Source organism: Achromobacter aegrifaciens, assembly GCF_902859965.1.
Taxonomy (GTDB): domain Bacteria; phylum Pseudomonadota; class Gammaproteobacteria; order Burkholderiales; family Burkholderiaceae_B; genus Achromobacter; species Achromobacter aegrifaciens.
The window spans coordinates 99,094-111,589 of sequence record NZ_CADIKO010000006.1 but is presented as its reverse complement, the minus strand read 5'-3'; the positions used below and the strand labels follow the sequence as shown (position 1 = coordinate 111,589).

General features: G+C 64.5%; 10 protein-coding genes. 4 read left to right on the top strand and 6 right to left on the bottom strand.

The annotated features are described in order from the left end of the window. Window position 1: 1 nt before the first annotated feature. The 4 genes from HV793_RS29035 to HV793_RS29020 form a co-directional block, all read right to left on the bottom strand. The gene (locus HV793_RS29035) at window positions 2-1,087 is read right to left on the bottom strand and encodes an ABC transporter ATP-binding protein (RefSeq protein WP_175214342.1); all 1,086 of its coding nucleotides are present in this window, start codon (window positions 1,085-1,087) and stop codon (window positions 2-4) included. After that, a complete protein-coding gene (locus HV793_RS29030; protein WP_054451371.1) occupies window positions 1,084-2,796 on the bottom strand; it encodes an ABC transporter permease in 1,713 nt (570 codons plus the stop codon). The genes HV793_RS29035 and HV793_RS29030 overlap by 4 nt, the downstream gene beginning before the upstream one ends. 86 nt (window positions 2,797-2,882) lie before the next feature. Beyond that, a complete protein-coding gene (locus tag HV793_RS29025; RefSeq protein WP_054451370.1) occupies window positions 2,883-4,208 on the bottom strand; it encodes an ABC transporter substrate-binding protein in 1,326 nt (441 codons plus the stop codon). Window positions 4,209-4,337: 129 nt separating this feature from the next. Next, complete coding sequence (locus HV793_RS29020) at window positions 4,338-4,766, bottom strand: hypothetical protein (protein WP_054451369.1); 429 nt, start codon at window positions 4,764-4,766, stop codon at window positions 4,338-4,340. 138 nt (window positions 4,767-4,904) lie between these two features. On the opposite strand from HV793_RS29020, the gene HV793_RS29015 reads away from it, so the two are divergent. Next, window positions 4,905-6,215, top strand: coding sequence for a solute carrier family 23 protein (locus tag HV793_RS29015; RefSeq protein ID WP_175214341.1), 1,311 nt, complete (start codon window positions 4,905-4,907; stop codon window positions 6,213-6,215). Between the two features lie 52 nt (window positions 6,216-6,267). Here the strand turns inward: HV793_RS29015 and HV793_RS29010 are convergent, their stop codons facing one another. Beyond that, window positions 6,268-7,887: a methyl-accepting chemotaxis protein gene (locus HV793_RS29010; protein WP_054451367.1), complete on the bottom strand. Its 1,620-nt coding sequence runs from the start codon at window positions 7,885-7,887 to the stop codon at window positions 6,268-6,270. Window positions 7,888-8,536: 649 nt separating this feature from the next. On the opposite strand from HV793_RS29010, the gene greA reads away from it, so the two are divergent. Then, a complete protein-coding gene (gene greA / locus HV793_RS29005; RefSeq protein ID WP_054451366.1) occupies window positions 8,537-9,013 on the top strand; it encodes a transcription elongation factor GreA in 477 nt (158 codons plus the stop codon). 129 nt (window positions 9,014-9,142) lie between these two features. On the opposite strand, the gene HV793_RS29000 is transcribed toward greA, so the two are convergent. Next, the gene (locus HV793_RS29000; RefSeq protein WP_054451365.1) at window positions 9,143-9,742 is read right to left on the bottom strand and encodes a YhbY family RNA-binding protein; all 600 of its coding nucleotides are present in this window, start codon (window positions 9,740-9,742) and stop codon (window positions 9,143-9,145) included. Window positions 9,743-9,760: 18 nt separating this feature from the next. On the opposite strand from HV793_RS29000, the gene HV793_RS28995 reads away from it, so the two are divergent. Beyond that, complete coding sequence (locus HV793_RS28995; protein ID WP_054451364.1) at window positions 9,761-10,393, top strand: RlmE family RNA methyltransferase; 633 nt, start codon at window positions 9,761-9,763, stop codon at window positions 10,391-10,393. 214 nt (window positions 10,394-10,607) lie between these two features. After that, entirely contained in the window at window positions 10,608-12,494 is a 1,887-nt protein-coding gene (ftsH, locus tag HV793_RS28990; protein WP_054451363.1) for an ATP-dependent zinc metalloprotease FtsH, read from the top strand. Window positions 12,495-12,496 lie beyond the last annotated feature (2 nt).

Genomic DNA, 12,496 nt, shown 5'->3' with positions numbered 1-12,496 from the left:
TTTAGGCCGCCAGGAGCCGCACTTGGGTAGGTTCGAGACCGATGGAAACCGGAGCGCCGATGGGGAAGGGCGACAGCCCGGCCAGATGCGATTGGTCCGCCGTCAGCCGCCGCTCGCCGATCTGCACCTGATAGCGGGTGAACTCGCCCAGGAACTCGCTGCTTTCCACGATGCCCGGCAGCCACACATAGCGCGCGTCGCCCAGCCCGTCCGCCATTTCGATCTGTACCGTGTGCGGGCGGAAGCTGGCCGCCAGCCGGGTAGCGGCGGGCGCTTCGCCCGTGAGCGGCAGGTGCAGGTCGCCCACGCCTTCCACCGCCAGCACCACGCTGCCGCTGGTGCGTTCGCGCACGTCGCCTTCCAGCACGTTCATCGTGCCCACGAAGTTGGCGACGAAACGGTTCACCGGATAGTCGAACAAGGTGCTGGGCGCGCCGATCTGCTGGACCACGCCATGGTCCAGCACCGCCATGCGGTCGGCGGTGGTCATGGCCTCTTCCTGGTCGTGGGTGACGAAGATGGTGGTGATGCCAAGCCGGCGCTGCAGGCTGAGCAGGTCCTGGCGCATCTGCACACGCAGCTTCTTGTCCAGGTTGGACAGAGGCTCGTCCAGCAGCAGCACCTGCGGCTCGATCACGATGGTGCGCGCCAGGGCCACGCGCTGCTGCTGCCCGCCGGAAAGCTGGTTGGGGCGGCGCTTGCCATACTGGGACAGGCCGACGAGGTCCAGCGCGGCCTCCACCTTGGCATGGATCTCGGCGCGCGGCAGCTTGCGTTCGACCAGGCCGAAGGCCACGTTGTCCCAGACCGTCATGTGCGGCCACAGCGCATAGTTCTGGAACACCATGCCGATGTTGCGGTTCCAGGGCGGCGTGCCGCTGATGTCCTTGCCGTCCACCAGCAACTGCCCGGCGCTGTGCCGGTTGAAGCCGGCGATCAGCCGCAGCAGCGTGGACTTGCCCGACCCCGAGGGGCCCAGCAGCGCGAAGAACTCGCCGGGTTCGATGCTGATGTTGACGTCCTTGAGCACTTCCGTCTTGCCATAGGACAGCCGGATGTTGCGGCATTCGACGCTGACTTTCTTCATGCGGATTCCCCTTCATTGCGAGCCGGCCGCTGGCGCGACTGGGCGCGCTCCACCAGCAGGTGCGAGACATACGTGCCGATGGCCACCGCGGCCACCGCCAGGACGCCGAGCGCGGCGCCGGGACCCCGCCCCGCTGCGCTCTGCATGTACAGATAGATGCCGTAGCTCATGGGCGCCTGGCTATCCTTGGTCACCAGCATGATGGTGGCCGACAGTTCCACGGCCGCCGTCACGAAGCTGGTCACGAAGCCCGCCAGCATGCCGCCCGCCATGAGCGGCACCACCACGCGCCGTATGGTGCTCATGCGCGTCGCGCCCAGCGATTGCGCCGCCTCTTCCAGCGAGATGTTGATCTGCTGCAGCGAGGCCACGCAGGAACGCAGGGCGTAGGGCAGCCGGCGCACCGAGTACGCGATCATGATGATGATCCACGACGAGGTCAGCAGCGTGCCCGTGCCGGGCAGCTCGATGCCGCGGAAGGTGCGTAGAAAGCCGATGGCCAGCACGATGCCTGGAATCGCCAGCGCCGCGGAAGCCAGGAAGTCCAGCCACTGGCGCGCCGGCAAGCGGGTGCGGAGCATCAGGTAGGCAATGGCAGTCCCCAGGATCACGTCCACGCCCGCGGCCAGGCCGCAATAGAGCAGGGTGTTGGCGATCATGCCTTGCGATTCGGAGAACACCGCGGCGTAATGCGCCAGCGTGTAGCCGTCAGGTAGCGGCGCAAAGCTCCAGACGCTGGCCAGTGACAGCAGCAATACGCCCATGTGCGGCGACAGTACCAGCAGCAGCACCAGGATGATCCAGCCATAGGCCAGCACGCTCTCCATCGGGCGCAGTTTGCGCTTCTGGATGGAGCCGCCGCCCTTCTGCAGGGTGGAGTAATCGCGGCCCTTGAGGACCCGTGCCGACAGCCACAACGCCAGGATCGAGAAGCCCACCATGATCACGCTGATCACATAGCCCAACGGGTCCTCCAGGCCCACCTGCGTGATGCGCAGATAGGCTTGCGGCGCCAGCATGTTGGTGGTGCCCAGCACCAGCGGCGTGCCCAGGTCGTCGAACACCTTGACGAACACCAGCGAGGCGCCAGCCACGTAGCCGGGCAGGGCCAGCGGGAAGATCACGCGGCGGAACAGGCGAAAGCCCCGCGAACCCAGGTTGAAGGCCGCTTCTTCCATGGCGCCGTCGATGTTGCGCAGCGCCACCACCAGGTTCATCAGGATGAAGGGGAAGTAGTGCAGCGCTTCCACGAAGATGACGCCGTTCAGGCCTTCCATGAACGGAATGGTGAAGCCGAACCAGTCATTGAGCAGCAGGTTCACGCTGCCCGAGCGGCCGAAGATCAGCTGCATCGCGACCGCGCCCACGAAGGGCGGCATGATCAGCGGCAGCACGCCCAGCGTCTGGATCAGCAGCGCGCCGCGGAAATCGAAGCGCACCGTGAAGTACGCCAGCGGCACGGCGATCAGGGACGCCAGCAGCGCCGACCAGCCCGCCACGTACAGGCTGTTGAAGAAGGCTTCCTTCATCAGCGGCTGGTTGAAGAAGGCGCCGAAGTGGCCCATGGTGAAGCTGCCGTCGGCGTTCACGAATGCGCTGTAGAACACCGTGCCCACCGGCACGGCCAGGAACAGCAGCAGAAAACCGAACACCAGTAGCGCCGTCAGCAGGGGGCCGACGGGCAGGCGCGAGTGGCCCGAAGAATTCATCGAGATTCCCGAAATCGTTGCCAGGGGAAAACCGCGGCAGCGGACGGGACCGGCCCGTCCACTGCGCGTCCTGCGGGTGTGGCGGCCTAGAGCGCGGCGGCCTGCTTGGCGAGCTTCACGGCTTCTTCGTAGTTCGCCTTGGAACGGCCGTTCCATTCGCCTTCCAGCTGAGTGATCTGCTGGTTCACGGCGGCGTCCTTCTTGTTGCCGGCGAAGATCGCCAGGAAGGCCGGGTCGGCGGCCTTCTTTCCGTCGATCAGCGGCGCCCAGGTCAGCTTGCGGGCCTGCGCCAGCAGTTCGGCAGCCTTGCCGCTCTTGGCCTTGTCGCCCAGCTTGGCTTCGGCGTCGTAGATGGCCTTGGTGGCGGCCTGCAGTTCCTTCAGGCGGAACGTGACCGTCTGGTCATACAGTGACTGCACCACGTAATAGCGCGACTGCGACAGGTCGGCGTTGAATTGCACCTTGCTGCGCTTGGCGATTTCAGCGGGGTCGGGGTAGCCCTGGGGAATCTTGCCGGCCAGCGCCGTGTAGGGCAGCACTGGCAGGCGCGAGATCTTGGGCTCCAGCAGCAGTTCTTGCCCGGCCTGGCTGAGGGTGAAGGCGATGAACTTCTTGCCTTCCTCAGAGTTCTTCGCGCCGGCGATCAGCGCGATGTTGGCCGGCACGATGGCGGTTTCGGAGGGGTAGACGAATTCGACCGGGAACTTGGAATACTTGCTGGACAGGCCGAAGAAGTCGATCACCGGGCCGGCGCCGAACTGGCCGTTGTTCACGCCGTCGGGTACGCCGAACGAACGCTCGGTCACGGCGCTGCTGTTGCCCGACATGCGCAGCAAGGTGCTCCAACCTTCGTCCCAGCCTTCGCCCTGGAGGATGGTTTCCACCGTCAGGTGCATGGTGCCCGAGCGCGACGGCGAGGTGATCCCGACATGGCCGAACCACTGCGGCGACAGCAGGTCCTTCCATTCCACCGGCGCAGGGATCTTGTGCGCCGCGATGTAGCGGGTGTTGTAGATGATGCCGTAGCCGGCCAGGGCCTGGCCCAAATACATGCCGCCCGGATCGTTGATGGGATAGTTGCCGATCTTGTCAGGCACCTGCTTGTTGGCGACGTCGGTGGAACTTGCCAGCAGTTTGTCGCGGCCCAGCACTTCGAAGGCGTCGGGCGCGCTGGCCCAGAACACCTCGGGGCGCTGGCCGGCGGGCGTTTCGCGCACATAGGCGATGCCCGATACCGTGTTCTTGTTCAGGACTTCCAGCGTGATGCCGGGATTGGCCTTTTCGAAGGCCGTCTTGTAGGCCTGGGTGAGGTCTTTGGGGAACGACGTGATCACCGTGACGGTGCCTGCCAGGGCAGGGGCCGCGCAAACGGCCAGCACCGCACCTGCAAGGGCTGTGCGCATTGCATGCATGGTTTGTCTCCGTAGTTTTAGATTTGTCCGGAGACAGTACTGGCCGGCCTGGGCAGCGTCCAATCACAAATTTTGATGCGCGCCATCAATGCGGGCGCCCCGGCTGGGCGGGGCGCCGAGCCTTGCCCGCTAGGCCGTGGCGGATATGCCGCCTTGCATGGCCCGGGCCTGCTTGTCCATCACTGCGGTGATCTGCTGCTGGATCTGCATCGCCTGGGCGTTGAGCGCCATCAGTTGCTGGGCCTTCATTTCGGCCGGCATGCTGCTGGCCTTGACCTTGGCGATCTGGTCCATCACGCGCTTGAGCTGCTTCTGCAATTCCTTGATCTGGCGTGTGTAGGCGTCGTCGTTGCTGGAGTCTTCGGTTTCCTTGGCTTCCTGCACGTTGCCCATTTTCAGGCCGCCTGGGTTGTTGACGCGGATCTTGCCGTCCGCGGACACCGTGCTCGCTTCCGCGTCCGAGGCGCTCTTGGCTTCCTTGTTGGCCTGGATCTTCTGGGCCCAGAGGTCGGCCAGGCTGTTGATTCGGGAACTGCCGCTGATGGGATCGATCGCCATGATTGCTCCTGCCGCCTATGAGGATTTCGGGGTTTTCACTAGTACGGCATTCTGACGGTGAACTTAAGCATTGCCCCCTGTTTGCGGCCCCCTTTACACTGGCGCCCGCTCACACCCAACACCTACTTTGGGATATCCATGTCCAATTCCTACTTTCCGCGCTGGCGCCTGGCGGACGACGCCGAGCCCGGCGTCATCATCGCGCCCGACGAAAGGCTGTCCTGGCCCAAGAACGTGGCCATGGGCGCCCAGCACGTGGTTGCCATGTTCGGCTCCACCGTGCTGGCGCCGCTGCTCATGGGCTTTGACCCGAACGTTGCCATCCTGATGTCAGGCATCGGCACGCTGATCTTCTTCCTGTTCGTGGGCGGACGCGTTCCCAGCTACCTGGGTTCCAGCTTCGCCTTCATCGGCGGCGTGATCGCGGTGACCGGCTATGCCGGCGGCGGGGCGAACGCCAATATCGGCGTCGCGCTGGGCGCCATCATCGCCTGCGGCCTGGCCTACACGCTGATCGGCCTGATCGTCTGGTTCGTCAACGCGCGCGCCGGCGGCGGCGCGAACTGGATCGACACCCTGATGCCGCCCGTCGTCACGGGCGCGGTGGTTGCGGTCATTGGCCTGAACCTGGCCCCGATCGCCGCCAAGGGCGCGATGGGCGCATCCGGTTTCGACAGCGTGATGTCCATGGTCACCATCCTCTGCGTGGGCGGCATCGCCGTGTTCACCAGGGGCATGGTGCAGCGCCTGCTGATCCTGGTCGGCATGATCCTGGCCTGCGTGGTGTACGGCATCCTGGCCAACGGCATGGGGCTGGGCAAGCCCATCGACTTTTCGGGCGTGGCCGGTGCGGCCTGGTTCGGCTTGCCGCATTTCGCCGCGCCGGTGTTCAAGGCCGAGGCCATGGGCCTGATCGTGCCTGTCGCCATCATCCTGGTGGCCGAGAACCTGGGCCACGTGAAGGCCGTCAGCGCCATGACCGGACAGGACCTGGACCGCTATCTGGGCCGCGCCTTCGTCGGCGACGGGGTCGCCACCATGGTGTCCGGCGCCGTGGGCGGCACGGGCGTCACCACCTACGCCGAGAACATCGGGGTGATGGCGGTCACGCGCATCTATTCCACCCTGGTGTTCGTGGTCGCCGCCCTGATCGCCATCGTGCTGGGCTTCTCGCCCAAGTTCGGCGCGCTGATCCAGATGATCCCGGGGCCCGTGCTGGGCGGCATGTCGGTGGTGGTGTTCGGCCTGATCGCCATTGCCGGCGCCCGTATCTGGGTGGTCAACCAAGTGGACTTCAGCGACAACCGCAACCTCATCGTGGCTGCGGTCACGCTGGTGCTGGGCGCGGGCGACTTCACGGTCAAGTTGGGTAACTTCACGCTGGGTGGCATCGGCACCGCCACCTTCGGCGCCATCATCCTGTACGCCTTGCTGCGCCGCAGGAAGTAAGCGGCGCGACCACGCGCGGACCCGGCGTCGCGCGCGTGGCCGGCCAGCGCGCCTACGTGCCCGACAGCCTCGTGGCAGAGGCCGTGGCGGTCACGGCCACCGGCACCGCCTCGATCACCTGTCCGGATTGCGTCTTGAATACCGCGGTGGCTTCCGCCAGGCGCCGCGCCTGTTCCTCCATCGCGGCTGCCGCCGCTGACGCTTCCTCGACCAGCGCGGCGTTCTGCTGGGTCACCTCGTCCATTTGCGAAATTGCCAGGCTGACCTGGTCTATGCCGCCGGCTTGCTGCGTCGAAGCGGCCGAGATCTCGGCCATGATCGCCGCCACCCGCTGCACGGAATCCACAATTTCCTGCATGGTCTGCCCGGCTGCGGCGACCTGGGCCGAACCGGCGGCGACCGTGTCCACCGAAGCTTCAATCAGCGTCTTGATCTCCTTGGCGGCCTGCGCCGCGCGCTGGGCCAGGGTGCGGACTTCGCCCGCGACCACGGCAAAGCCCTTGCCCTGTTCGCCGGCGCGCGCGGCTTCCACCGCGGCATTCAGCGCCAGGATGTTGGTCTGGAAGGCGATGCCATCGATCACGGACACGATGTCCGCGATCCGCCGCGAACTGTCCGAGATGCCGTGCATCGTGGCCACCACCTGCTCCACGTTCTGGCCGCCGCGCTGCGCCACGTCCATGCTGACCGCGGCCAACTGATTGGCCTGGGCGGCGTTTTCCGCATTCTGCTTGACGGTCACCGCCAGCTCTTCCATGGTGGATGCGGTTTCTTCGAGCGCCGCGGCCTGTTCTTCGGTACGCACTGACAGGTTGGAGTTGCCGGCAGCGATTTCCGCCGCGCCCACATTGATCTCATCCACGCCCTGGCGCACGGACGTCACCGTGCGGGTGAGGCCCTCCTGCATGCGTTTGAGCGAAGCGAACAGGACGCCGATCTCATTGTTGGAGCGGGTTTCCACGCGGTTCGTCAGGTCGCCGGCCGCGATGCGGTCAAAATGCCTGCCAGCCTCCTGCAGCGGACGCAGCACGGCGCGCCGGATGAAGGTCCAGCACAATGCCGTCAGCAGCAGGGCGGCGGATATCAGCGCGACCGCCGAGATCCGGGCGGTGGAGTAGGTTTGCTCCGAGCTTGCCAGCACGCCGTCGCTGCGCTCCTGGACCCGGGCCAGGAAGGCTTGCATGTCTTTCATGAAGTAGGCGTCTGCCTGGGGCAGCCGTCCCTCGTCCTGGCGGTACTTGGCAGGCGAGCGTGCCTTGAGGTCGGATTCCAGTGTGTCCAGGATGGCGGCGTACTCGGTGAAGCGTCCCTGCAGCGTCTGGGCCAGCTCCTGACCGCGAGGACTCTTGGGGACGGCCATGTAGCGGGCGAAGCGCTCGCGCGCCTGCTTCAGATGGCTGGCGGCTTCGTCCCCGGCCAGCCCGGCCTGGTCCATGCCGCCGGCCTGCATGGCAGCCATGCCCGCGCCGAGCGCCAGTCGCGCGCGCAGCAGGGCGGCGTTGGCTTCGTAGAGCGGGTCGACCTGATGGACCGCGACATTGTTCAGGTCCTTGATCTCGGTCACGCTTTTTTCGGCGTTCATCCAGCTCAAGCCGCAAGCCAGCGCCAGGGCGACGACGAAGCAGCCCAGCACCAACAGCATTCCAGTACGGACTTTCAATTTTTCCAGCATGAGAGCTCCTCGTTCTTGAACGCGATCCGCCGCGCGAAGGAACGGCCCAGGCCGCCCGCCGAGCGGCGGAATGGCGAACGTCGCGCCGGGTGGCTGCGATGCGTCCGCCTCCACTGCAACTACCCGCAAAAACAAGACTCCTGCCCCTGGCACGTGCTTGCGATCAGCAGCCCCGGCCAATCGGCAGTGATTTCAATGTATTAAATTGTCATGAATGACACAATTTGTTGTTTTATACTGATTCAGTCCGTTTTTGCTGGCGTTTTTGAGAGGTAAGCATCGGCTGTTGCAAAAAACTATCGAAGAGTAGTTTTTACGCCACACCTGCGCCATGGCGCGCGATTGCGGCCTGCCCCATCCGGCTTTCGGGTGGATCAGGAAAAACTGAAAAAAATGACGGGTTTTAGCGGGTTACAGCGGCGAAATGCGGCGAAAACAGCGGTTTCTCCGGCGGCTTGCAATTCCCGTGGACTTTGACCACAATATGACCTTGATTGCCCCGGTTCCGACCCGAGCCGGGGTTTTGTTTTGGTCGTCCGCGCCGCTCGCCAGTTTTTGCTTTTACCCGGCTGCCTGCGCGCGCCAGGATTCCGACCTTCACCGAGAACGCTCCGTCCGGGGCGTTTTCTACTTTTGTTTGGGAAACGACATGTCTGCCATTCCTTTGACCGTGCGCGGGGCCGAGCGCTTGCAAGAAGAGCTCCAGCGGCTGAAAACCGTGGAACGTCCTGCCGTTATCAACGCGATCGCTGAAGCGCGTGCGCAGGGTGATCTGTCGGAAAATGCCGAGTACGACGCTGCTCGCGAGCGCCAAGGCTTTATCGAGGGCCGGATTGCCGAGCTTGAAGGCACGCTTTCCAACGCCCACCTGATCGATCCTACCGCCCTGGATGCCGAAGGCCGCGCCGTGTTTGGCGCCACCGTCGACATCGAGGACCTGGACTCGGGCGATCGTGTGACGTACCAAATCGTCGGCGACGTTGAAGCCGACATCAAGTCGAACCTGATTTCCGTGTCCAGCCCGGTGGCGCGCGCGTTGATCGGCAAAAGCGAAGGCGATGTGGTCGAGGTCAAGGCCCCGGCTGGCGTTCGCGAGTATGAAGTCCTGGGCGTGCGCTACATCTGACGCCAACGTAGTAAGCTGGAAGTTGTCAAAACACCATAGTCCGAACCGTGCGTTCGACTGAATTCCGCGGTTTAATGCGGATCGCTATGGTGGACCGGGCGCGTAAAGCGCCCGTTTTTGTGCCTGCACTTACCTTTTCGTCGACTTGCGGCTGGTGCCGCTGCGTGCTCCGGCCCGCAGGCTGAGCGCGCTGCCGGCGCGGCGGGGAATGCCGTGACCGCTGGCGGTGGTCTTCCTGGTGCCAGGGCGCATGGGCTTGCCGTTCTTGTTGAGCTGGTCCTGGGGCACGAAGCGCGTCTTCGGCTTGGGCTCTTCGGATTCGCTGCGGCGCGGACGCTTGGCCAGGGTCTTGCCTTCGGCGGCCAGCTTCTTGGGCGTGTGCGGCTCAGAGGCGCGGCGCTTGGCAGGGCGTTCGGGTTCCATGGCGGCCAGCGCGGCGGGCTTGATGTTGCCGGCCAGCGGGCGGAACAGGATCAGCGTCTTGCCCAGGTGGTGCACCGGGGCGCAGGAAAGCGTGTCGCAGATGGTCGACAGCATTGCGTCGCGGGCCTCGCGGTCGTCGCCGCCGGCGCGCACCTTGATGAGGCCATGCGAAGTCAGCGCCAGGTCGATTTCCTTGAGCACGGCTTCGGTCAGGCCATTGTCGCCAATCAGGACGACGGGGCGCAAAGGGTGAGCGGCGGACCGAAGGTCGCTGCGCTCACGAGAGGTAAGTTCTAATATAGGCATGCGTGGAATTGTACGGTAATGGCCAAGAATAAATTCTCTAAAGACTGGATTCACCAGCACATCAACGATCCCTATGTGAAGCTGGCGCAACAGAAGGGCTACAGGGCCCGCGCCGCCTTCAAGCTGATCGAGATCCTGGATACCGAGAAGCTGATGCGCCGGGGCGACCTCGTGGTCGACCTGGGTTCGGCGCCCGGCAGCTGGTCCCAAGTGGCGCGCGAGCGCCTGGCGGGGCCGGGCGGGGTCGTGGACGGACGCATCATCGCGCTCGATATCCTGCCCATGGAACCCGTGGCGGGCGTTGAATTCATCCAGGGCGACTTCCGCGAAGATGAAGTTTTGAAACAATTGGAAGACATGGTCGGATCGCGCGCGGTGGACCTTGTTATTTCCGACATGGCCCCCAACTTGTCAGGGGTGGGTATTGCCGACTCCGCGCGCATCCAGCATGTGTGCGAGTTGGCGATGGAATTCTCCTGCGCCCACCTCAAGCCCAACGGGGCGCTGATCGTCAAGGCTTTCCACGGCAGCGGCTTTTCGCAGATCGTGGAATCCTTCAAGCAGCGCTTCAAGCGGGTGGTCGAACGCAAGCCGAAGGCATCGCGGGACAAATCCTCCGAAACCTTTCTGGTTGCGCGCGATCTGAAGTAGCCCGGGTCCGGGGCGCGCCGCCTCGGATTCGAAAAACCTACAGCCTGCCGGGACAACGACCAGAAAATTCGCGAATAAGACAAAACTCAGAGGGGCTCAGGCATCCCGGGACGCAATCTGGTCTGACAGGGTAGAATGAGCTATTGACATACTTGTGACTGTGCCATATGCGGGTGCGCGGTCGCCGGTCGGAATCGAAAGCAGGAGATCGACCTTGAATAATTCATTTTCGAAAGTCGCTGTCTGGATGGTGATAGCCCTCGTGCTGTTCACCGTCTTCAAACAGTTCGACGGACGCGCTCAGACCCAGGACGGCGTGACCTACACGCAGTTCATGGACGACGCCAAGGCGGGACGTATCCGCAAGGTCGACGTCCAGGGCGACGTGCTGTACGTCACCCCTGACGCGGGCCGCGCCTACACGCTGACTTCGCCGGGCGACCTCTGGATGGTCTCCGATCTGCTGAAGTATGGCGTCCAGGTGTCGGGCAAGCCGCGCGAAGAGCAGTCGTTGCTGATGAGCATCTTCGTGTCGTGGTTCCCCATGCTGTTGCTGATCGGCGTCTGGGTGTTCTTCATGCGCCAGATGCAGGGCGGCGGCAGGGGCGGAGCGTTCAGCTTCGGCAAATCGCGCGCCCGCATGCTCGACGAGAACACCAACCAGATCACCTTCGCCGACGTTGCCGGCTGCGACGAAGCCAAGGAAGACGTCCAGGAACTGGTCGATTTCCTGCGCGACCCCAGCAAGTTCCAGAAGCTGGGCGGCCGCATTCCGCGCGGCGTGCTGATGGTCGGCTCGCCGGGTACCGGCAAGACGCTGCTGGCCAAGGCCATCGCGGGCGAAGCCAAAGTGCCGTTCTTCAGCATCTCGGGTTCCGACTTCGTTGAAATGTTCGTCGGCGTGGGCGCGGCCCGCGTGCGCGACATGTTCGAAAACGCCAAGAAGCACGCTCCCTGCATCATCTTCATCGACGAAATCGATGCGGTCGGCCGCCAGCGTGGCGCCGGCCTGGGCGGCGGCAACGACGAACGCGAACAGACGCTGAACCAGATGCTGGTGGAAATGGACGGCTTCGAGTCCGGCCAGGGCGTCATCGTCATCGCCGCGACCAACCGTCCCGACGTGCTGGATCCCGCGCTGCTGCGCCCGGGCCGCTTCGACCGCCAGGTCGTGGTGCCGCTGCCCGATATCCGCGGCCGCGAGCAGATCCTGAAGGTCCATATGCGCAAGGTTCCGCTGTCGCCCAACGTCGATGCGACCGTGCTGGCGCGCGGCACCCCGGGCTTCTCGGGCGCCGATCTGGCCAACCTGGTCAACGAAGCCGCGCTGTTCGCCGCCCGCCGCAATGGCCGCACGGTCGACATGTCCGACTTCGAAAAGGCCAAGGACAAGATCATCATGGGAGCGGAACGCCGCTCCATCGTGATGCCCGAAGAGGAACGCAAGAACACCGCGTACCACGAGTCCGGCCACGCGATCGTCGCCCGCCTGCTGCCCAAGACCGATCCGGTCCACAAGGTCACCATCATCCCGCGCGGCCGTGCGCTGGGCGTGACCATGCAGCTGCCTGAGACCGACCGCTACAGCATGGACAAGGGTCGTCTGCTGTCCACCATTGCCGTGCTGTTCGGCGGCCGCATCGCCGAAGAAATCTTCATGGACCAGATGACGACGGGCGCCTCGAACGACTTCGAACGCGCCACCGCCATCGCCCGCGACATCGTCACGCGCTACGGCATGACCGACGAGCTGGGCCCGATGGTCTATGCCGAGAACGAAGGCGAAGTGTTCCTGGGCCGCAGCGTCACCAAGACCACGCACATGTCGGAAGCCACCATGCAGAAGGTGGACACCGAGATCCGCCGCATCATCGACGAGCAGTACAGCGTTGCGCGCAAGATCCTGGAAGACAACCGCGACAAGGTCGAAGTCATGACCTCCGCGCTGCTCGAATGGGAAACCATCGACGCCGACCAGATCAACGACATCATCGAGGGCCGTCCTCCGCGTCCCCCGAAGACGCCTCAGGGCCCGTCGGATACGTCCGATACGCCGCCCACGGGCCTGGCGGCAGGTGGCAATACGGCTGCCGCTGTCTGAGG

Coding starts and splice junctions, on each gene's coding strand:
- HV793_RS29035 (WP_175214342.1), bottom strand. CDS start 1,087: ATGAAGAAAGTCAGCGTCGAATGCCGCAACATCCGGCTGTCCTATGGC.
- HV793_RS29030 (WP_054451371.1), bottom strand. CDS start 2,796: ATGAATTCTTCGGGCCACTCGCGCCTGCCCGTCGGCCCCCTGCTGACG.
- HV793_RS29025 (WP_054451370.1), bottom strand. CDS start 4,208: ATGCATGCAATGCGCACAGCCCTTGCAGGTGCGGTGCTGGCCGTTTGC.
- HV793_RS29020 (WP_054451369.1), bottom strand. CDS start 4,766: ATGGCGATCGATCCCATCAGCGGCAGTTCCCGAATCAACAGCCTGGCC.
- HV793_RS29015 (WP_175214341.1), top strand. CDS start 4,905: ATGTCCAATTCCTACTTTCCGCGCTGGCGCCTGGCGGACGACGCCGAG.
- HV793_RS29010 (WP_054451367.1), bottom strand. CDS start 7,887: ATGCTGGAAAAATTGAAAGTCCGTACTGGAATGCTGTTGGTGCTGGGC.
- greA (WP_054451366.1), top strand. CDS start 8,537: ATGTCTGCCATTCCTTTGACCGTGCGCGGGGCCGAGCGCTTGCAAGAA.
- HV793_RS29000 (WP_054451365.1), bottom strand. CDS start 9,742: ATGCCTATATTAGAACTTACCTCTCGTGAGCGCAGCGACCTTCGGTCC.
- HV793_RS28995 (WP_054451364.1), top strand. CDS start 9,761: ATGGCCAAGAATAAATTCTCTAAAGACTGGATTCACCAGCACATCAAC.